The sequence below is a fragment of the Snodgrassella sp. ESL0324 genome, from assembly GCF_013344955.1.
GTDB classification, from domain to species: Bacteria; Pseudomonadota; Gammaproteobacteria; order Burkholderiales; family Neisseriaceae; genus Snodgrassella; species Snodgrassella alvi.
This window is the reverse complement of record NZ_JAAEDS010000014.1, coordinates 65964-86788: the sequence shown is the minus strand read 5'-3', so window position 1 is coordinate 86788 and position 20825 is coordinate 65964. Positions and strand designations below refer to the sequence as shown.

The 20825-nt window shown below is 41.9% G+C and carries 17 protein-coding genes and 1 tRNA gene; 7 read left to right on the top strand and 11 right to left on the bottom strand.

All coding sequences use genetic code 11. The features are described 5' to 3' along the window. Positions 1-201 precede the first annotated feature (201 nt). From GYY70_RS07510 to GYY70_RS07495, 4 genes are all read right to left on the bottom strand, one after another. On the bottom strand, positions 202-1722 hold the full coding sequence (locus GYY70_RS07510; RefSeq protein WP_174831946.1) for a catalase: 1521 nt from the start codon (positions 1720-1722) through the stop codon (positions 202-204). A gap of 292 nt (positions 1723-2014) precedes the next feature. Then, positions 2015-2362 carry an iron-sulfur cluster insertion protein ErpA gene (gene erpA, locus GYY70_RS07505; protein ID WP_025330995.1) on the bottom strand — a complete coding sequence of 116 codons (348 nt, stop codon included), beginning with the start codon at positions 2360-2362 and terminating at the stop codon, positions 2015-2017. A gap of 54 nt (positions 2363-2416) precedes the next feature. After that, positions 2417-3463, bottom strand: a complete 1047-nt coding sequence (argC, locus tag GYY70_RS07500; protein ID WP_174832180.1) for an N-acetyl-gamma-glutamyl-phosphate reductase — start codon at positions 3461-3463, stop codon at positions 2417-2419. A 31-nt stretch (positions 3464-3494) separates the two neighbouring features. Further along, the gene (locus GYY70_RS07495; protein WP_238791876.1) at positions 3495-5366 is read right to left on the bottom strand and encodes a potassium transporter Kup; all 1872 of its coding nucleotides are present in this window, start codon (positions 5364-5366) and stop codon (positions 3495-3497) included. A gap of 441 nt (positions 5367-5807) precedes the next feature. Here GYY70_RS07495 and rimP point away from each other — a divergent pair, with 441 nt between their 5' ends. From rimP to rbfA, 4 genes are all read left to right on the top strand, one after another. After that, complete coding sequence (gene rimP / locus GYY70_RS07490) at positions 5808-6290, top strand: ribosome maturation factor RimP (protein WP_025330992.1); 483 nt, start codon at positions 5808-5810, stop codon at positions 6288-6290. A 47-nt stretch (positions 6291-6337) separates the two neighbouring features. Next, positions 6338-7825, top strand: coding sequence for a transcription termination factor NusA (gene nusA, locus GYY70_RS07485; protein ID WP_037392462.1), 1488 nt, complete (start codon positions 6338-6340; stop codon positions 7823-7825). 10 nt (positions 7826-7835) lie between these two features. Continuing rightward, a complete protein-coding gene (infB, locus tag GYY70_RS07480; RefSeq protein WP_174831945.1) occupies positions 7836-10757 on the top strand; it encodes a translation initiation factor IF-2 in 2922 nt (973 codons plus the stop codon). A gap of 80 nt (positions 10758-10837) precedes the next feature. Beyond that, complete coding sequence (gene rbfA, locus GYY70_RS07475; protein WP_025330989.1) at positions 10838-11209, top strand: 30S ribosome-binding factor RbfA; 372 nt, start codon at positions 10838-10840, stop codon at positions 11207-11209. A gap of 77 nt (positions 11210-11286) precedes the next feature. Here the strand turns inward: rbfA and GYY70_RS07470 are convergent, their stop codons facing one another. Next, positions 11287-11772, bottom strand: a complete 486-nt coding sequence (locus GYY70_RS07470; protein WP_174831944.1) for a YbhB/YbcL family Raf kinase inhibitor-like protein — start codon at positions 11770-11772, stop codon at positions 11287-11289. Positions 11773-11989: 217 nt separating this feature from the next. Here GYY70_RS07470 and GYY70_RS07465 point away from each other — a divergent pair, with 217 nt between their 5' ends. Beyond that, positions 11990-12682: an alpha/beta fold hydrolase gene (locus tag GYY70_RS07465; RefSeq protein WP_202984456.1), complete on the top strand. Its 693-nt coding sequence runs from the start codon at positions 11990-11992 to the stop codon at positions 12680-12682. 77 nt (positions 12683-12759) lie between these two features. Here the strand turns inward: GYY70_RS07465 and GYY70_RS07460 are convergent, their stop codons facing one another. The 3 genes from GYY70_RS07460 to eno form a co-directional block, all read right to left on the bottom strand. Continuing rightward, complete coding sequence (locus tag GYY70_RS07460; protein WP_084551037.1) at positions 12760-13137, bottom strand: STAS/SEC14 domain-containing protein; 378 nt, start codon at positions 13135-13137, stop codon at positions 12760-12762. A 290-nt stretch (positions 13138-13427) separates the two neighbouring features. Further along, positions 13428-13748, bottom strand: coding sequence for a cell division protein FtsB (gene ftsB, locus GYY70_RS07455; RefSeq protein ID WP_174831943.1), 321 nt, complete (start codon positions 13746-13748; stop codon positions 13428-13430). 30 nt (positions 13749-13778) lie between these two features. After that, positions 13779-15062, bottom strand: coding sequence for a phosphopyruvate hydratase (eno, locus tag GYY70_RS07450; RefSeq protein ID WP_084562256.1), 1284 nt, complete (start codon positions 15060-15062; stop codon positions 13779-13781). Between the two features lie 460 nt (positions 15063-15522). Here eno and GYY70_RS07445 point away from each other — a divergent pair. Next, positions 15523-15615, top strand: a tRNA-Ser gene (locus GYY70_RS07445). A gap of 304 nt (positions 15616-15919) precedes the next feature. Then, positions 15920-17899, top strand: coding sequence for a ligand-gated channel protein (locus GYY70_RS07440; RefSeq protein ID WP_084548028.1), 1980 nt, complete (start codon positions 15920-15922; stop codon positions 17897-17899). 209 nt (positions 17900-18108) lie between these two features. On the opposite strand, the gene GYY70_RS07435 is transcribed toward GYY70_RS07440, so the two are convergent. The 3 genes from GYY70_RS07435 to aroC form a co-directional block, all read right to left on the bottom strand. Then, positions 18109-18876 (bottom strand): TatD family hydrolase, encoded by a 768-nt coding sequence (locus tag GYY70_RS07435; protein ID WP_255454289.1) that lies wholly within the window; start codon positions 18874-18876, stop codon positions 18109-18111. A 44-nt stretch (positions 18877-18920) separates the two neighbouring features. Continuing rightward, positions 18921-19358 (bottom strand): ProQ/FINO family protein, encoded by a 438-nt coding sequence (locus GYY70_RS07430; RefSeq protein WP_041880261.1) that lies wholly within the window; start codon positions 19356-19358, stop codon positions 18921-18923. A 101-nt stretch (positions 19359-19459) separates the two neighbouring features. Continuing rightward, positions 19460-20575: a chorismate synthase gene (gene aroC / locus GYY70_RS07425; RefSeq protein WP_174831940.1), complete on the bottom strand. Its 1116-nt coding sequence runs from the start codon at positions 20573-20575 to the stop codon at positions 19460-19462. Between the last annotated feature and the right edge of the window lie 250 nt (positions 20576-20825).

The following is a 20825-nucleotide window of genomic DNA, read 5'->3' as shown; positions in this document are numbered from 1 at the left end:
TTATGTTGTAGTTTAAGTTATAGTTTTTCATTTCTTTTATATAGAACATTTTTCTGATTAAATTATTTTAATGTTTTAGTTGTTTATGAGTTCGGATTAATAAAGATTTTAGTTTTAATAAATTATTTAACGGAAATATATTTCTATATAAAAATCCTTAAACATTATTGTTTAAGGATTTTTATCAATTAATGATTAAGTTTAAATCAGAACAGCGCATCCCTGTGCCGGGTCACTGCTGCGTGCTGCTATGGCTGCTTCTACTGTCATGCTCAGTGCTTTGGCTACGCCTGCACCATAGTCCGGATGGCAGGCATTGCAGTTACGAATATGTCTGTATTTGATAAAGTCAGGTGCATCACCCATAGCTCGTGCTGTATTTTCAAACAGTACCTGCTTCTGGTTATCATTCATTAAGTTAAACAAGGCGCGGGGCTGACTGAAATAGTCATTATCGTCTTCGTGGAAATTCCAGAAATCAGCATCACCATGTATTTTAAGCGGAGGTTCGCGAAATTCAGGCTGTTCCTGCCATTGATGGAAGCTATTAGGCTCGTAATGGGGCAGACTTCCATAATTGTCATCTACCCGGGTTGTACCATCACGATGGTTACTGAAAACGGGACAGCGTGCTTTATTAACGGGTATCTGATGATGATTGACCCCTACACGGTAGCGGGCAGCGTCTGCGTAATTATACAGGCGTGCCTGTAATACTTTGTCAGGAGAAACGCTGATTCCCGGCACCAGATTACTAGGAGCGAAAGCAGCCTGTTCAACGTCAAGATAATAATTATCCGGGTTGCGGTTTAGTTCAAATTCGCCCACCTCGATAAGCGGATAATCGCCATGCGGCCATACTTTAGATAAATCAAACGGATGATAGGGTACTTTTTCCGCATCGGTTTCCGGCATGATTTGGATATACATTGTCCATTTAGGAAAATTACCGGATTCGATAGCATTGTAAAGATCGCGCTGATGGCTGTCGCGATCTTGTCCCATAATAGTGGCGGCCTCTTCATCGGTAAGGTTTTTAATTCCCTGTTGAGTGCGGAAGTGAAATTTAACCCAGAAACGTTCTTTATTAGCGTTAATGAAACTAAATGTATGTGAACCGAAACCATGCATATGCCGGTAACTGGCCGGTATGCCTCTGTCGGACATGGTAATGGTTACCTGATGAAATGATTCCGGCAGTAAAGTCCAGTAGTCCCAGTTATAAGTAGGGCTGCGCAGATTGGTACGGGGGTCGCGTTTGACGGCTTTATTAAGGTCTGGAAATTTACGCGGATCACGCAGAAAAAATACAGGTGTATTATTGCCTACCAGATCCCAATTGCCCTGCTCAGTATAAAAACGCATGGCAAAGCCACGGATATCGCGCTCAGCATCGCCACCACCACGTTCAGCTGCTACTTCGGAAAAGCGTACAAACATTTCGGTTTTTTTGCCAATCTGGCTGAATAGTTTGGCACATGTATATTGAGTTATATCGTGGGTAACTGTGAAAGTACCAAATGCACCTGAGCCTTTTGCATGCATCCGGCGTTCAGGGATAACTTCACGGACAAAATTGGCCAGTCTTTCGTTCAGCCATAAATCCTGAGCCAGTAAAGGACCGCGTGGTCCGGCTGTGAGACTATTCTGATTATCAGAGACAGGCGCCCCCTGATCTGTTGTGAGATGGGTTACCGGGCATTTTTTTAAATCATGGTTCATGGTAAAGCTCCTTGTTAATTTGTTATTAAAAAAGGCCTTTACTGCTTTCGGCTACCCGGATGATTATAGGCTTTTGAATAAAATATGATGTTAATATTTTGTTATTTTATGTTTTATTGTAAATGGAAATTATTTTTAATATTGAGTGAAATTTTTACTGTATTGGGTTTTAATGTGAACAATTTTTGGTTATCGCTGGCTGTTGCCCATAAATAAACCAGCCTGCTTTGGCTGGTTTAGAAAATTAATTCAGTTGTTTGAGTAAAGAAATTTTGCCATATAGTCGATTCACTTAAACAGAGAAAGACGAGCCACAACCACAGGTGGTAGTTGCGTTAGGGTTGCGGATAACAAATTGTGAACCGTGCAGACTTTCAGAATAATCGATTTCTGCACCAACCAGATATTGATAACTCATTGGATCAATCAGAAATGTTAAGCCATCTTTCTGGATTTCAAAATCATCATCATTAACGATTTCATCAAAAGTAAAACCGTACTGGAAACCTGAGCATCCTCCACCTGTTACGAATACGCGCAGTTTCAGGTCCGGATTGTTTTCTTCTGCAATTAAATCTTTTACTTTGGTACAACAGCTTTCAGTAAAGATAATCGGTGTTTCAATATCGGTTTCTGACATGGTGTAGTCCTTTTAATAATATGTGCATACTTGATTGTCTATCCTGCTGACCGGTTATGGCAAGAGGGGAATAAGATTTAATCCGCTTTTTTCATCAAACCCGAACATGATATTCATATTCTGTACAGCTTGTCCGGCTGCACCTTTTACCAGATTATCAATTACAGAAAGTATAATCCAGGTATTATTCTGCGGCGCAGGTTGTATACTGATGCGACAGAGATTCGCTCCGCGGACTGAGCGGGTTTCAGGTGCACTGCCAGCAGGCATGACATCAACAAACGGGCTGGATTGATAATAATCGGCAATCAACTGATATGGGTTGTAACCTTCTTTTACCTGAATATATATGGTGGCATGCATGCCGCGAATCAAGGGCGTCAGATGAGGTACAAACACCAGACTGTTACCTGAACTTGGTTGTAAAAGATTCAGTGTTTGCCTGATTTCCGGTAAATGTCTGTGTCCGCTGATACCATAAGCTTTGAAATTATCGCTGCATTCTGCAAACAGGTTGCCGGTATTTGCTTTGCGACCAGCACCAGATACACCTGATTTACAATCGGCAATAAGCGGCATGTCATGAATCAGACATTGTTGCTGCAATAAAGGTAACAAAGGAAGGCTGACACAAGTCGGATAGCAGCCCGGATTGGCTACCAGCTGCGCCTGAGTAATGGCAGTACGGTTCAGTTCCGCTAAACCATAAACAGCTTTTGTGATCCATTCGGGACTGGCATGAGTAAACGGATACCATTTTTGCCAGACTGCTACATCTTTGATACGGTAATCTGCAGACAGGTCGATTACTTTAATTCCCTGTGTCAGTAATAATGGAGCTTCGTGCATGGCTACACCGTTAGGTGTCGCAAAAAATACTAAGTCACATTTACTTAAGTCGGCCTGATCGGGATGTTGGAAAATCAAATGATCATAGATGCCGCGCAAACTGGGAAAATAATCGCTTAGCGTTGTTCCGGCAGTGCTGCGGCTGGTAACAGTGATGATTTCAGCTTCCGGATGCTGTGCCAGTAAACGTAATAGTTCTACACCAGTATAACCTGTGGCTCCGACTATGCCGATTTTAATGCTCATATGGATCTCTCATGAATTTTTTGCAATTGCTGTGTAGTTAAATTACGACCTGAGCGCCGAGTTCGACGACGCGGTTAGCCGGTATATGATAGTAATTACCAGCTGAAGCACTGTTTTTATATAACCATTTGAAAAGGCGTGCACGTAACCGCCCTATATTGCCATGTTTGGTTTTGGCGGCAACAACAATGCTGTCGTGCGAAAGAAAAAATGAGGTATCCATGGTGTCAAGTTTAATCCCTTGTTCAGCCATCAATTTCAGAATATGGGTGATATTGGCTGTTTCCTGAAAACCATAATTGGCGATGACTCTGGTAAAGCGGGGACCAATCTGTTTCATGGCAATACGGTCATTATCGGCTACATAGGGTATTTCTTTGGTTTTGACGCTGAGTAATACATTATAGCTATGCAGTACTTTATTGTGTTTCAGATTATGCAGGAGTGCTCGCGGAATGCTGAACGGGTCGGAAACCATGAATACTGCATTGCCGGAAACAATCTGAGGCGGGTAGTCGTGCAGGTTTTCAACAAAATTATCCAATGAAAATTCCTGATTTTGCTGTGCCTGAAGCAATTGTGCCTGTCCGCGACGCCATGTTGAGAATAATGTAACCACAATCAGGGCTACCATTACCGGGAACCAGCCGCCATGAATTAGTTTTAGCAGGTTACTGCTGAAGAAAACCAGATCAAAACACAGGAAAACCGAAGTAAGCAGTAAGGCAAGCGGGATTGGCCAGCGCCAGTTTTTAATCATTACTACGCAGAACAGACATGAGGTAATAACCATAGTACCTGTAACCGCAATACCGTAAGCTGAAGCCAGATGTTCTGAGTCGTGAAAAGCCAGTACTACTAATGTGACTGCTACCAGTAACAGCCAGTTAACCAGCGGCAGATAAATCTGACCAACTTCTTCATTATTGGTATGGATAATATTCATGCGCGGGGCAAAGCCAAGCTGTATTGCCTGACGGGTAAGTGAGTAGGCTCCGGCAATAACGGCCTGACTGGCAATAATAGTTGCAAAAGTAGCCAGAATAATTAATGGAATTAATAGCCAGTGCGGTGCACTGAGAAAAAACGGGTTATTAATTGCATTCGGATTATGCAGAATCAGGGCACCCTGACCCAGATAATTGATAATCAGGCTAGGCAAAACAATTTTTATCCATGCTGTCTGGATTGGTTTACGGCCAAAATGTCCCATATCGGCATAGAGGGCTTCTGCACCGGTTACAGCCAGTACAACGCAGCCCAGCCCGATAAAACCGTCCCAGCCATGATTAATGGCAAAATTAATTGCATAGAAAGGGCTGAAAGCAAGAATAATTTTCGGAGCCTGAACTATCTGATAGAGACCTATCAGTGCAATAGCACTAAACCATATCAGCATAACCGGACCAAACAGTGTACCGATTTTGTGTGTACCTTTTTTTTGAATTAAAAAAAGTCCGAACAGGATAATTAATGCTATAGGCATAACATAAGGCCGGAAGCTTTCACTGATTACCGTTAACCCTTCTGCAGCGGATAAAACCGATACGGCCGGCGTAATCATGGCATCACCGTAAAAAAGAGCGGTGCCGGTAAGCCCCATCATCATCACAATCCATACAGGTTTACCCTTTAGATGCTGCATTGCCTGCTGCATCAGTACAACAACGCCGCCTTCACCATTATTGTCGGCTCGCAGAATAAACAGAACATATTTCAGAGTAACGATCAGGAGTAATGACCATACAATCAAAGAAACAAAACCCAGTACATTAGTTTCTGTGGGAGCGATTGTAGAAGCGCGGAAGCTTTCTTTTAAGGCATACAGAGGACTGGTTCCAATGTCACCGTAAACAATACCCAATGCAGCCAGTGTCATTGCGGTATTGGCAGAAAACTGTTTACGCATTTATTTACCTCTTGTGATTATAGGGGTGTGCAGTTTAGTCTTAACGTCAACTTTAGCCAATCCCTTAAGTGTGAGTTTCTTTAGTTTTTTATTCATTAGTCATAGCAGCTTATAACTAATTCATATTAATTTTGTGCTTTTGGATATGATGCAGATACATCATTTATCAGTATATCTGAACGAAACGGTAAATTGTTGACATTATTTCATAATTAGTTATGAAAAATTTACATAATGTTAATTATTATGACTGATTTCAGACAGTGATTATACTGTGCTGATGATGCAATTAATTGATATGTTTGTGCTAATCGGTATTAATTTTAAATTTGAATAATGGCAGGTGGTTTCTTTTTTTTCAACAATGAGTTAAAATAAAGAAATTTTTCGAATTATTGAGAAATGGCCCTAAGGCCATTTTTTTGTTTTTATGGAGCACAGATGGATATTCAGGGCATTTTAGAAAAAACTTTGCCGGGTCTGGGCTATGAGCTGGTTAATTATGAGCTGACTGCTCAGGGGGATTTACGCGTCTTTATTGATAAGGCGGAAAGCGGTATTTCCCTGGATGATTGTGTAGCGGTCAGTAATCATTTAAGCCGGGTATTGGCTGTAGAGGATGTGGATTATCAGCGTCTGGAAATTTCCAGCCCGGGCTTAGACCGTCCTTTAACCAAACCGGCAGATTTTACGCGTTTTGCCGGGCAACTGGCCAAGATTAAGACACGTTTGCCTATAGACGGGCAGAAGAATTTTATTGGTCGGATTAATGGTATTGATGAAAACGATTTAATCAGTATTACGCTGGAAGAAATTAATGAAGCGCGTCGAGCCAAACGTGCTGCTGTGGCAGCCGGTAAGACGGTTTTAATAGAATGGCAGAATATTGATAAAGCACGTTTAAAACCAGAATTTGATTTTTAAATTGAAATTTCATATTTTTGTAAGCAAAGGCTTACAAGGAGAATTAAATGAGTCGTGAAATTTTACTACTGGCCGAAGCTTTGGCGAGTGAAAAAAATGTAGATACAGAAGTAGTATTCAGCGCGCTGGAATTTGCTCTGGCCAGTGCGGCAAAGAAAAAAACTGAGCGTGAAAATATGGATGTGCGGGTAGTGATTAACCGCAATACCGGCGATTACAGCAGTTTTCGCCGCTGGCTGATTGTGGCTGATGAGGATTATACCTATCCCGATATTCAAAAAACCATTGAAGAGATTCAGGAAGAAATTCCGGGAACTACGCTGCAGATTGGTGAGTATTACGAAGAACCAATCGAAAATGTGGAATTTGGCCGGATTGGCGCACAGACAGCCAAACAGGTTATTTTGCAGCGCATTCGCGATGCAGAACGTGAACAGATTTTAAATGAATTTTTACAGCGTAAGGATAGCCTGGTTCTGGGTACGATTAAACGTGTGGAACGACACGGTGCAATCGTAGAAATTGGTCGTCTGGAAGCACTGTTGCCGCGTGATCAGATGATTCCGCGCGAAAACTTCCGTAATGGCGACAGAGTACGGGCTTTGTTTTTACGGGTAGACCAGATTGGTAACCGCAGTCAGGTTATTCTGACACGTACTTCGCGGGAATTCCTGTTAAAACTGTTTGAAATGGAAGTGCCGGAAATTGAAGATGGTCTGCTGGAAATCAAGGAAGTAACCCGTGATCCGGGTTTACGTGCCAAAATTGCGGTGAAATCCAATGATGCACGTATTGATCCGCAGGGTACTTGTATTGGTGTGCGCGGTTCGCGTGTCAATGCAGTAACGGAAGAGTTAGCAGGTGAGCGTATTGATGTAGTGCTGTGGTCGCCTGAAACTGCACAGTTTGTGATTAATGCGCTGAGCCCAGCAGAAGTAACTCGTATTCTGATAGATGAAGATCATCATTCTGTTGATGTGATTGTGGCAGAAGATCAGCTGGCCCTGGCAATCGGACGTGGCGGACAGAATGTACGTCTGGCAGCCGAACTAACAGGCTGGCAGCTGAACATTATGACAGTGGATGAGGCTCAGGAACGCCATGAAGCTGAAGATAAAGCCGTACGTGAGCTGTTTATCAATAACCTGGGTGTTGATGAAAACGTAGCTGAGGTACTGGTTCAGGAAGGCTTTACCAGTCTGGAAGAAGTGGCTTATGTTCCTGTTCAGGAAATGCTGGAAATTGAGGGTTTTGATGAAAGTACGGTAGAAGAATTGCGTAATCGTGCCCGTGATGCCATTTTAACCCTGGCCATTGCCTCTGAAGAGCAGTTAGAGCACATGGACGAAGATTTGAAAAATCTGGAAGGTGTTGATCAGGAAATGCTGCATGATCTGGCCAATGAAGGAATTAAAACCCGTGATGATCTGGCTGAATTGTCAGTAGATGAACTGATTGAAATTACAGGCATTGATGAGGAAACCGCCAAGAAAGTGGTGATGGCAGCACGCGCCCACTGGTTTGACGAAGTATGAGGGTACGCGAATGAGTAATCAAATAACTGTAGAACAATTTGCCTCGGAACTGCATTTATCAACCTCAAGGTTGCTGGAACAGTTAGCCGAAGCAGGAGTACACAAACAGGCGGCGTCGGATAAACTGACAGCTGCAGATAAAAAACAGTTGCTGGTTTATTTAAAGCAGTCTAATGGTAGTCAGTCTGCCGGTACCATCACACTGAATCGTAAAAAACCAGCTGAAAAAAGTACTGTTGGCGGTGTTGAAGTTGAAACCCGCCGGCGGCGGCGTATTGCTGTACCGCCGGAAGAACAGGAAGTCAGACAGGCAGAAGAAAAACAGAATCTTCCGCAGCCTGAATCCGAACCGGTGAAAACAGCAGATACTGAGGCTGAAGAACTGGCAAGAAAAGCTGCTGAAGAGCAGGCTGAAGCGCGACGCAGAGAAGAGTCTGCTGCGGCAGCAGCTGCAGAAGCAGCGCGTCTGAAAGCAGCAGCAGCGGCTAGTAAAACCGAACAGAAACCTAAAGTGGAGTCTGTGCAGACAGAAGTGGTAAAACAGGAAGTGAAACAGCAACAGAACGCAGCAGCTCAACCTGCAGAAGTACCTGCTGATAAAAAGCCAGCAGCAGACAAAACTGAGCAGCCTAAATCCAAGCGCAACAACCGTAACCGGAATGCGAAAAAAATTGATTTGGCTGCACTTAAGGCTGAAGCAGCCAAGCCGATTATCAGTCCTGAAGAGCAGGCTCAGCGTGATGAAGAGGCCAGACGTGCTGAAGCCATGCGAGCCCATCGTGAAATGTTACTGAAACAGAAACAGGAACGTCAGGCACGGCGCGAAGCAGCTAAACAGCAGGCTAAGGAAGAAAGTAAAGCAGTTAGTGAGCAGAAAACTGCTGAAGTGCGTTCGGCTAAGCCAACTGAGAAAAAGCCAGTGAGCAGTAATGCACCGAAAGCAGCAGAAAATGTCTCTGAATCAGCAGGCCGGCGTAAAAAGGATGAACAGCGTCATCAGCGTGAAGACGATATGCCAAAAGGTAAATCAGCACGCGGTGGTAAAAACCGGCGTTCGGTAGATGCGGCTAACTCTGAAGAGGGACGCAGCAGCAGACGAGGCAGCAAAAAAGGTGGTAAGAAACAGCTTAAACTTGAACCAAATCAGCATGCCTTCCAGGCACCTACTGAACCTGTAGTACATGAAGTGCTGGTGCCGGAAACCATCACGGCTGCTGAGCTTGCACATAAGATGGCTGTTAAGGCTGCGGAAGTGATTAAAACCCTGATGAAGATGGGTATGATGGTGACCATCAACCAGTCACTGGATCAGGAAACCGCCCTGATTGTAGTAGAAGAAATGGGGCATATCGGTAAGGCTGCTGCAGCTGATGATCCTGAAGCCTTTCTGGATGAAGATACTACCGTTACTGAAGCTGAAGAATTACCCCGTCCTCCGGTGGTTACTGTGATGGGTCATGTAGACCATGGTAAAACATCCTTACTGGACTATATTCGCCGTGCCCGTGTTGTGCAGGGTGAAGCAGGTGGTATTACACAGCATATTGGTGCCTATCATGTGGAAACACCGCGCGGTGTAATTACCTTCCTGGATACTCCGGGACATGAAGCATTTACTGCTATGCGTGCCCGCGGTGCACAAGCTACCGATATTGTGATTCTGGTGGTTGCCGCTGATGATGGAGTAATGCCTCAGACCATTGAAGCCATTGCACATGCTAAAGCTGCAAAAGTACCTTTAGTGGTGGCTGTAAATAAGATTGATAAAGAAGGCGCCAATCCTGAACGTATTCGTCAGGAACTGACCGCACATGAAGTCATCCCTGATTCATGGGGTGGTGATGTGCAGTTTATTGATGTTTCAGCCAAACAGGGCACCAATATTGATGCATTGCTGGAAGCAGTATTGCTGGAAGCAGATGTTCTGGAGCTGAAAGCTCCTGTAGATTCTGCTGCTAAAGGTATTGTTGTCGAGTCACGTCTGGATAAAGGGCGTGGTGCGGTAGCAACCTTGCTGGTACAAAGCGGTACGTTGCGTAAAGGTGATGTTGTGCTTGCCGGTACAACTTTTGGTCGTGTACGTGCCATGGTAGATGAGAACGGCAAAACCATTACTGATGCCGGTCCGTCTATTCCGGTAGAAATTCTGGGCTTGTCAGATGTACCTAATGCCGGTGAAGATTTTATTGTACTGGCCGATGAGAAAAAAGCACGTGAAATTGCTCTGTTCCGTCAGGGTAAATATCGTGATGTACGACTGGCTAAACAGCAGGCCGCCAAACTGGAAAACATGTTTAATAACATGGGTGAAAATCAGGCGCAAAGCTTGCCGATTATTATTAAAGCAGATGTTCAGGGTTCTTATGAGGCCTTAGCAGGTAGTTTACGTAAACTGTCTACTAATGAAGTACGGGTTGATGTATTGCATAGCGGTGTAGGTGGTGTGACAGAATCTGATGTGAATCTGGCTATCGCCTCTGGCGCAGTTATCATCGGCTTTAATGTACGTGCTGATGCCACTGCACGTAAACTGGCTGAACATGAAGGTATTGAGATCCGGTATTACAATATCATTTATGATGCTATTGATGATGTGAAGGCAGCTTTAAGCGGTATGCTGGCACCAGAACAAAAAGAAAATGTGATTGGTACAGTAGAAATTCGTCAGGTTATTAACGTATCAAAAGTGGGTAATATCGCCGGCTGTATGGTAACCGATGGTTTAATCAAGCGTGATTCTCATGTTCGGTTAATTCGTAATAATGTGGTTGTGCATACAGGTGAACTGGCTTCATTAAAACGCTTTAAAGATGATGTTAAGGAAGTACGTCAAGGCTTCGAATGTGGTCTGATGCTGAAAAACTTCAATGAAATTATGGAAGGTGATCAGCTGGAAGTCTTTGAGGTAGTTGAAGTTGCCCGTAAGCTTTAAAATGATTTAGGGTATAACAGGCAGCCAGAGAAGTTTCCGGCTGCCTGAATTTACTGGCCTGATCACAGAAAGGAATAATTATGCGTAAACCTCAGCGTGGTTATGCTCGTCAGGATCGTGTCAAAGAGCAGATTATGCGTGAACTGGCCGAACTTGTGCGTGTTGGTCTCAAAGATCCGCGTGCCGGTTTTATTACAATTAATGAAGTAGAAGTAACCCGCGATTATAGTCATGCTACTATTTATTACACTGTGCTGGATGACAGTACCCGTGCTGTAACCGAAGAAGCACTGGAACATGCTAAGGGTTATTTGCGTAGCGAACTGGCTCGTCGAATAACTTTATTCCGTACACCTGAGCTGACGTTCATTTATGATGACTCACTTGAACGAGGTATGAGTATTTCGCATTTGATTGATAAAGTTTCTAAAGAAAAACCGGTTGAAGATTAAATGAAGCTTAAAAAAAGAGGTTGTCCCAGATTGGACAACCTCTTTTTTATTATTTAGTCCTGATTTATATTATGAATTTAGCGGCCGTAGTAAACCATTACTGAGGCTTTGGCAATGGCATGACTATTCACTACAAAACCCGCATAACTAGTAGTTGCATCTTCGGGTAAATCAATTTTATCGGTATTCAGAGCATAAACAGTAAAAATATAACGATGGGGCGGATGACCTTCTGGCGGATAAAAACCCGAGTAACCTAAAGTTCCGGTCTCGTTACGTAGCTGACGTGTTCCGGCAGGTAAATTCTGCCCTCCTTCTGCACCAGCATTTCTTTTCAGTTCAGTTAAGTCTTTTGGCAGATTAATAACCATCCAGTGCCACCAGCCTGCACCTCCTGTAGGCGCATCAGGATCATGGCATTGAATTGCAAAACTTTTGGTTTCGGCTGGCGCATTTTCCCAAATTAAAGCAGGAGACTGGTTATCACGATCACTTTGATAAGAGGAATCAACAGTGTCGCCGTTTTTGAATTCAGGACTGGTTAAAGTAAATGTATTTGGCATTATATTTCTCAATGTCATTAGAAGATAAGATATGTGGTGATTTAATTTTGCTGGATAAGGTTGATTAAGTCAACGCAATGTAAGAATAATAAATAATAATGAAATTAGTTAAAAGGGTTTTAGATTGGTAGCAAAATAATTGCAAACATTAATTTGGCTGATTGATAAACTGTTATAGAATATCTGTCCAGTGGTTTGCTCTATTGAGACTATCAAGATGAAAGAAATATTACCTTGGGTATGCATTCCTGGTTTTATGCTGGATGAAACATTATGGGATGATATGAAAGCTAATTTGGCAGAATCCCAGCCGGTATTATGTGCATCACTGGCAAACGGAGACAGTATTGCTGCTATGGCAGAAAATATTGCTGTTTCTGTTCCTGAACGTTTTGTGCTCATTGGTTTTTCGCTTGGCGGCTATGTTGCAAGAACACTGGCCGCCCAGTATCCGCAGCGGGTAGCCGCCCTTGTCTTAATTGCTACTTCATTGCGTGAGGATACACCACAGCAATATGCAGCAAAACAAAATACTTTACAAATTCAGCAGCATCTAAATTTTCGTGGTTTGGGGCATAAAGCTATAATTCAGACGTTGCGACCTGATAATCAAAATAATCAAGAGATGATTAGCAGAATCCGGCAGATGAGTGAACGTTTGGGTTTTGATGTGTTAAGCAGACAATCTTTGCTAAACCGTAAAACTCCGACAGGTCAGAAAATTTCCTGCCCGACTTTGATTATTGCTGCTGCGCAGGATCAGATGCGCTCTATCGATGAAGCTAAGGAGTTGCAGGAATTTATACCACAGGCTAGTCTGAAAATAATCGAAAATAGCGGGCATATGTTGCCACTGGAGCAACCGGAAATATTGGCTGAAACGATATCCGGCTGGCTCAATCAGTTTTGATGTAATTAAATTTAAATAAAATATTTCTGGTTTTATCAGGTAAATATATTAAGCGTGCTTACTGATAAATAAAGCAGTTAATTATTGCGGATGGCATTTGAATTTTGTGTTTTCTGTTCCAGCCATTTTTGTGCTGTAGCTGTATCACTAAAATATCTAGGTCGTTGCAAAGTTAGTAAATTAGCAAGACGTATACCTATACGAATCCAAATATCGTCAACGACAATAGCAGTGCGACCAAAATCATGAGCATGCTGACGCAGAAATCTGAGATGTTCTAAAGCCATATCTATAGTGAAATCTTTCATCTGGCTTAGATCAAGTAACAGATTAGGTAAATGAATGTGTTCAATGGCTTTTAACAAAGCTTCTTCCAGCTGATGAAAGTCTTCCAGTGTAAATTCATTGTATAGTACAACGTCTAAACCGTAACTTTTCTGATGGATAGAAATCATATATTTGCCTTTAATGCCCTGAACAATTTATCTTAGCTGATTCAGCAGATTTTAAAATATCATACTAATTGATTAATACATTGGCTATGATTCTTTTAAGTCTATTCTGATATTGATTAGAAAATTTTAAAAGCTGTGGTATTGATACAACCAAGCTATAGGTTGATGGATTTTGTTAGTCAAATTAAATCATCTGTCGGAAATAGAATATATTGCAATTTATTGCTATAAGATAAAACCAGCAGTTTTTAGTACTAAAAACTGCTGGTTTGGTAATGCCAAAATGTTTTTTATCTTTGAGGAATATTATTCTGATTACTTGTAGTAGTTACAAGTGTGCTTGAAGGTACAAAACGATAGAAAACTTCGCCATCCTGTATATAACCCAGTTTATCCCGGGCCATTTCATTTATTGCATCTTTTCCATCGGCAAGATCTTTAATTTCGGCGGTAAGAGCACGATTACGCTGTATCAGGGTTTCATTACTGGCATTCTGATTTATGACGTTGTTCTCTAAATTCCACATATCGTGCCAGCCGCCATGCCCCATCCACAAGTCGTATTGTAAACCGGCCAATGCAAATAACAGTACCCAGGTTACCCACTTCATTTTATTTGCCTATAATATTCCATATCAGAATTAGCTAAGCTGATAAAAAGCTTTTTTACCCGGATAGTAGGCTGCAGAACCAAGTTCTTCTTCAATTCGCAGCAACTGATTATATTTGGCAATACGATCAGAGCGTGAAAGTGAACCAGTTTTAATTTGCATGCAGTTTGTACCTACGGCCAGATCTGCTATGGTGCTGTCTTCGGTTTCGCCAGAGCGATGGCTCATTACACTGGTATAGCCAAAGCGTTTGGCTAAATCTACCGCTTTAAGTGTCTCGGACAATGTACCAATCTGATTGACCTTAACCAGAAGTGAGTTAGCCAGCCCCTGAGCTATACCTTCGCTTAAAATAGCCGGATTGGTAACAAACAGATCATCACCAACCAGCTGTACTTTTTTACCCAGACGTTCTGTCAGAAGTTTCCAGCCTTCCCAGTCATGTTCGCTCATGCCGTCTTCAATAGACACAATAGGGTATTTGTTAACAAGGTCAGTCAGATAGTCAGCAAACTCGGCACTGGTCAGGCTCAGATTTTCTGCAGTTAATTCATAATGCCCGTTTTTGTAAAATTCACTGGAAGCGCAATCCAGAGCCAGTACGATATCTTTACCGGGAATATAGCCTGCTGCCTCTACAGCAGACAGAATCAGCTGAATGGCTTCTTCATGGCTGGCTAAATCTGGCGCAAAACCGCCTTCATCACCAACACTGGTAGACATACCTTTATCATTACATAATTTTTTCAGATGGTGAAATACTTCAGCGCCACAGCGCAATGCCTGACGAAATGATTCTGCGCCCACCGGCATAATCATGAATTCCTGAATATCAAGGCTATTATTGGCATGTGCACCGCCATTGATAACATTCATCATGGGAACAGGCATGGACATTGGCCCGGCACCGCCTATATAACGATATAGTGGCAAACCGGCATCTTCTGCTGCAGCACGGGCAACTGCCAATGAAACTGCCAGCGTAGCATTGGCTCCAAGGCGACCTTTATTATCAGTACCGTCCAGATCAATCATAATCTGATCGATATAGCTTTGTTCACTGGCATCAATGCCGATAAGTGCCTGTGCAATTTCATTATTAACATTCTCTACAGCCTGTAATACACCTTTGCCCAAATACCGCTGTTTATCGCCGTCACGCAGTTCCAGTGCTTCTTTTTCACCGGTAGACGCGCCAGAAGGCACGGCAGCTCTGCCCATTACCCCAGATTCAAGCAGAACATCACATTCAACTGTCGGGTTACCGCGTGAATCCAGTATTTCACGCGCAAAGATGTCAATAATTGCACTCATGCAAGTCTCCAGAATTTTAAATTTTATATTGTTATGCGATAAAGACTACAAACAATAATTTTGCCAGTCATCGGGTTGACCAGATGGTTAAACTTTGTATTATACCGGAGGCTGAGTATGAGAAAAGGGTAATTTACACTTGATTTTTTGAGCGGTAAATTAAATAGAACAATCAGGTAGCATATGCTTATTATATAAAAGTAAACAAATTGTTTTCTGTTAAAAGTGCTTTGGAGAATCAGCTAAAACTCTCAGGAAGTGATGGTGGCTATATATCAGCTTTTTCTGAGATCGGAATTTTAGTAAAGTTCAGATTTGTATCCGTCAGTGGTTTATAGGCGTAAAGAAAATATTGTTTACTGCTATGGCGTTAGCAAATAGGGCACCATTTCGGAGATTTTTTTGTATATTTTTGTTTGACAGTTAAGAGTTGATTAGGTATAGTTCGCAACTTCTCTACGGAGAGTTGGCCGAGTGGTCGAAGGCGCTCCCCTGCTAAGGGAGTATACGGGCAAAACCTGTATCAAGGGTTCGAATCCCTTACTCTCCGCCATATTACAAAAAATCCCTGAATTAAATTTCAGGGATTTTTTATTTACTGATTTTTAAAATGAGAGTATGTATCGCTATTGGTAAATCTTATTTTAAAATCATTGAGTTATGTCATTAATAGCCATGACATAATATCTACTTCAACTCAAATGGTATTCTTTTTTATATTTTGTCAATAAATCTGATGCTTTTTAGGTATATTTATGTTAAATTAAATAATGATTACTATTATCATTTAAATGAATTTAACTAAATAATTTGTTTAAATTTTATTAAAATAAATTCATCAGAGGTTCGTCTTCATTATGCGTAAACTGGTTCACCATTCGTTTTCACTGGCATTACTCTCAACTTTAATATCTCCGTTATATGCTGCAGAAGCAGAACTGGATGATGTAGTGGTAACAGCTTCAGGATTTAAACAACAGGCAAAGAATGCAGCAGCATCAATTACCGTGATTAATGCCAAAGAACTTGAAACTAAGGAATATCACGATGTAACTGATGCTTTGCAGGATGTACCAGGAGTGGTAGTAACCGGTGGTGGCAGTACGAAAGATATCAGTATCCGTGGGATGTCTGGTGCTTATACTATGTTGCTGATAGATGGCAAACGGGTAAATTCGCGCGGGGTTCGTCCTAATTCTGATGGTCCGGGAATTGAGCAGGGCTGGATGCCACCAATTTCAGCGATTCAGCGGATTGAGGTGATTCGTGGTCCTGCTTCAGCTTTGTATGGATCAGATGCAATGGGTGGGGTGATTAATATCATTACCAAAAAAACAGCTGCTGACTGGACTGGTTCAATTAAAGCAGATGCTACTATACAACAGCATAGTAATAGCGGTAATACCCTGCAAAGCAGCGTTTATGTTTCCGGTCCGTTAATTCAGGACAAATTAGGCATCCGTGTTAATGCAGGATATTCTCACCGCGAAGAAGATAAATTTATCGGCGGTTATAAAGAACAGCGTATGCGCAATGGTGATCTGGTTCTGTCCTGGACACCGGATGATAAAAATACAATTGATTTTGAAGTAAACCGAAGTTTACAGAATCGCAATGGTAAAGTAGGTAAAACAATTGATACAGCACCGCGCAGGGGTGTAAAACCTACAGACGATTACACGCTGTATGATCGCAATCAGTATAGTATTACTCATCGGGGTTACTACGATAAAATTGATACACAGACATATGTTCAGCGTGAGGAAAATGATAATCCGTCACGTGATATGCATGAAAAAAATACTATTTTTAATACCCAGACTCAGTTTCGCCTGAATAAGCATACTTTGAGCATCGGCGGCAGATGGCAGCGGGAAGAACTGAATGATACGGGTAACCAGCTTGTTATTAATGGGCGGCGGTTAACTCATCTGGAGCGTGATTCCTGGGCAGTTTTCGGACAGGATGAATGGCGTATCGTACCAACATTTGCACTGACTGGTGCGGCACGACTGGATCATGATGAAAATTATGGTTCTGAGATAACTCCAAAGCTTTATGGCGTATGGACGCCTAATAAAGAATGGACAATAAAGGGTGGTTATTCTCGTGGTTATAAAGCACCTGCACTGCGTGCAGCATCAGATGGCTGGGGACAGGTAACTGGTGGTGGATATTCTAATGGTATTATTATAGGTAACTCAAATCTGAAACCGGAAAAATCAGATAATTTCGAAATCAGTTTCAACTGGGATAATAACCGTAATCTTTCTGCTGGTTTAACTACTTATTATACAAAGTTTAAAAACAAAATAACGGAAGTACGTACCTGTCAGGGTAAGGCCGGTTCGAATGCCTGTTCTTGGCGTAATGAGTATTTTGACTTTATCAGTCAGCGCGAAAATGTGGATAAAGCAGTTTTACGCGGTATAGAAGCAACATTTGGCTGGAAAATTACACCCAAAGTAGACTGGTCTGCGAATTATACCTATACACATAGTGAGCAAAAGAGTGGTCAGTTTAGTGGTAAACCATTAAATGAAATGCCGAAAAATATGTTCAATACAACGCTTAACTGGAATGCGACGGAAAAATTATCTACATGGGCCAGATGGAATTTCCGCAGCAGAACTTCAGATTATCTGTCACGAACCTCAATGGCAATTGGTAAGCCATCATATGGTTTTGTAGATACAGGATTGGTATTTAAACCGAAAAAAGATCTGATTTTAAGTGGCGGTATTTATAATATATTTGATAAAAGAGTTGATCAGAAAGATTATGGTCGTACTCTGGATGGGCGCCGTTATAGTATCAGTGCACAAGTTAATTTCTAATCTGAAATTATTGTTGTTTCAAAATAATTTCTTATTATTAACTTTTTGAAAAAAGTATAAATCCGCCAACTTTCCATTGTTGAAAGCTGGCGGATTCCTAATGATGAATGGTTATTTGAATTTCTGTATATGAGTACTAAGCAAAAAGCATTCTAGTGTTATTCATGCCTTTCACCAATGATTCTTTCAGTTAATAAATAATACTGAGACTAAGTTTTTTGTGAAATAACTTGAAATGTATTTTTGCTGGTAATGGAGGCTATATCCTGCCAGTGACTATTACGTAAGCCGGCTATGATTTCAGCAATCTGGCGTAAATTATCAGGAGTGTTATTCTGATGCGGCAGAGGAGACATATAAGGTGCATCAGTTTCGATTACTATGTGTTGTAAAGGTAGCTTTTCGGCAATGTGCCGAATTTTTTTTGCCTGTGTTCGTAATAATAAAGAACCAACACCAATAAAAAAACCATGCTTAATCCAAGCTTGTGCTTCTTCTATACTGCCGGAAAAGGCATGAGCAATCCCGCCAAAAGTAAATTGGCAACGTTTAATACTGTGTAAGCAAGCATCGGTAGCATGAACGTTATGAATAATGACAGGACGCTGCAGAGATTTGGCCATTCTTAGTTGGGCTTCAAAACAGTTAATCTGCAAATTTTTGTCTGCTGTGTTATTTATTCGTGCAAAATCCAGACCAATTTCTCCTATCATAATGTCTGGATGTGTATGTAGTAATGATTCGAGTTGATTGAGTGCAGAATCATTGTGACTGTTGATATACCAGGGATGAATGCCTATTGCCGCATATATGCAAGAGTAAGCTTCTTGCAGTTCGATAGTTTTCAACCAGTCAGCAGGACTGGTGGCGGGTACGAGAAAATGACCAATATGTTTATCAGCAGCCTGTTGCAGTACTTGGGTTAAATTTTCTATCAAGGGGCTGTGATTGAGATGGCAGTGGCTGTCAAATAGCATGAGATAAAAAAACACGAGCTTGAGGGCTCGTGTATCTGTTGGTATCAGTTCTGTGATGATTCTTCGCTGCTACTGCTATGATCATTTTCAGCTTTTGCAGAGGGCGTTTCTGCGACTTCAGTTGCTGATGCCGGTTTCGCTGTCTGCATAGAGGGATGCTGTTTAGCAATAGCCTGCTCTTCTGGTGAAACTTCACCTTTAAAGCGGTTATTCAAATCAAAACGCTTTCCTCCGCGCGCAAGAGATTTGATATATCGCGGCCGGCGGCAGTGATTGGCCAGAACGCGTGCTATAAGAGCAGGATCATATTGTGGTAATGCAGTAATTAAATCCTGATCAATGCCGATTGCCAAAGGTTTAAAATGCTTAAATACATCATATTTGCGATAGATATGTTCGGCAATCATATCAGTTTGCTTTTTTTTGCTCATGGTCTGTACAGCTGATTTCAGGGCTGCACCCAAAGCGGTTTCTTGACTCATAAAGTTACTTCCTTGTGGGTTTATGGCCATTTCAATGAAATAATAATGAATTAAATCATTGATACAGATGATAACTTTGCAGTTATGGCTATAAAAAATATTCAGATATTAGCTTCATCAGATAAATAATGAGCAATATCAGGTGTATCTACGTGAATATCAGCATTTTGCGCACGCTGGCGTAAAGCATGATCCATGAGTACCAAAGCAAGCATTGCTTCAGCAATCGGAGCTGCACGCAGTCCGACACAAGGATCGTGGCGACCTTGGGTCGATAGTAGAACCGGCTTGCCATGAATATTTATTGAATGACGAGGTGTGGCGATGCTGCTGGTAGGTTTAATGGCCAGATTAATGTGTATATCCTGACCACTGCTGATGCCTCCTAATATACCGCCGGCATTATTAGATCTGAATCCTTCAGGTGTCAGCTCATCTCCGTGTTCACTGCCTTTTTGGCGTATACATTCAAAACCTGCACCTATTTCTACGCCTTTAACTGCGTTAATGCCCATCATGGCATGAGCTATATCGGCATCAAGACGATCGAAAACCGGTTCACCCAGTCCGACTGGAACATGACGAGCAGTAACATGCAGTTTGGCTCCGATGGAATCACATGCTTTACGTATGCTATCCATATATTGTTCCAGTTCTTGAATCTGGCTTTTATTGGCGACAAAAAAAGGATTATTGTTTATATAGGCATAATCTTCAAAAGAGATATTTTTTTCACCAATCTGGGTGATATAGGCAATTATTTCAGTATTAAAATGCTGACGTAACCATTTTCTGGCTACTGCGCCTGCTGCTACCCGGGCAGCTGTTTCACGAGCGGAGCTACGTCCGCCGCCGCGATAATCTCTGATACCGTATTTATGCCAATATGTGTAGTCCGCATGTCCGGGGCGGAAACTCTGAGCAATATCACTATAATCTTTACTGCGCTGATCAGTATTTCTGATTAATAAAGCTATCGGTGTGCCGGTGGTTTTTCCTTCAAATACGCCGGAAAGAATTTCGACAATATCTGCTTCACGACGCTGAGTAACATGGCGGCTGGTACCGGGTTTACGTCTGTTCAGATCATGCTGAATATCGGCCTCATTCAAAGCCAGTCCCGGCGGACACCCGTCTATGATACAACCAATTGCAGCACCGTGGCTTTCACCAAAGGTGGTAACAGTAAGGATTTGTCCGAAAGTATTGCCGGCCATAAGTTTTACTCTTACATTTTCAGTATCAGAAATAATTTTGCTGTTGAGTTTAGCATGGTTTATACGGTTTAGGCATAATTTGTCTGGCAGTTCGTTTGTTTTTGGCGCAGATGCTTTGATATGGTTATAAATTTACCTTTTTTGCCAGAAATTTTTGTCTGTTATCAACAGAAATATGGGTGTGATAAGCCTGATAGGTAAAAAAATATGTTAAATGGATAATAAAATTTAATAATGAATCAAATGTAAT

Excerpts from the sequence above, each read along its gene's own strand:
- GYY70_RS07440 (WP_084548028.1), top strand. The coding sequence starts at position 15,920 with ATGCGTAAACTGGTTCACCATTCGTTTTCACTGGCATTACTCTCAACT.
- GYY70_RS07495 (WP_238791876.1), bottom strand. The coding sequence starts at position 5,366 with ATGCGTAAACAGTTTTCTGCCAATACCGCAATGACACTGGCTGCATTG.
- rbfA (WP_025330989.1), top strand. The coding sequence starts at position 10,838 with ATGCGTAAACCTCAGCGTGGTTATGCTCGTCAGGATCGTGTCAAAGAG.
- erpA (WP_025330995.1), bottom strand. The coding sequence starts at position 2,362 with ATGTCAGAAACCGATATTGAAACACCGATTATCTTTACTGAAAGCTGT.
- GYY70_RS07470 (WP_174831944.1), bottom strand. The coding sequence starts at position 11,772 with ATGCCAAATACATTTACTTTAACCAGTCCTGAATTCAAAAACGGCGAC.
- infB (WP_174831945.1), top strand. The coding sequence starts at position 7,836 with ATGAGTAATCAAATAACTGTAGAACAATTTGCCTCGGAACTGCATTTA.
- ftsB (WP_174831943.1), bottom strand. The coding sequence starts at position 13,748 with ATGAAGTGGGTAACCTGGGTACTGTTATTTGCATTGGCCGGTTTACAA.
- GYY70_RS07465 (WP_202984456.1), top strand. The coding sequence starts at position 11,990 with ATGAAAGAAATATTACCTTGGGTATGCATTCCTGGTTTTATGCTGGAT.
- GYY70_RS07510 (WP_174831946.1), bottom strand. The coding sequence starts at position 1,722 with ATGAACCATGATTTAAAAAAATGCCCGGTAACCCATCTCACAACAGAT.
- GYY70_RS07460 (WP_084551037.1), bottom strand. The coding sequence starts at position 13,137 with ATGATTTCTATCCATCAGAAAAGTTACGGTTTAGACGTTGTACTATAC.
- aroC (WP_174831940.1), bottom strand. The coding sequence starts at position 20,575 with ATGGCCGGCAATACTTTCGGACAAATCCTTACTGTTACCACCTTTGGT.
- nusA (WP_037392462.1), top strand. The coding sequence starts at position 6,338 with ATGAGTCGTGAAATTTTACTACTGGCCGAAGCTTTGGCGAGTGAAAAA.
- rimP (WP_025330992.1), top strand. The coding sequence starts at position 5,808 with ATGGATATTCAGGGCATTTTAGAAAAAACTTTGCCGGGTCTGGGCTAT.
- GYY70_RS07435 (WP_255454289.1), bottom strand. The coding sequence starts at position 18,876 with ATGCTATTTGACAGCCACTGCCATCTCAATCACAGCCCCTTGATAGAA.
- GYY70_RS07430 (WP_041880261.1), bottom strand. The coding sequence starts at position 19,358 with ATGAGTCAAGAAACCGCTTTGGGTGCAGCCCTGAAATCAGCTGTACAG.
- eno (WP_084562256.1), bottom strand. The coding sequence starts at position 15,062 with ATGAGTGCAATTATTGACATCTTTGCGCGTGAAATACTGGATTCACGC.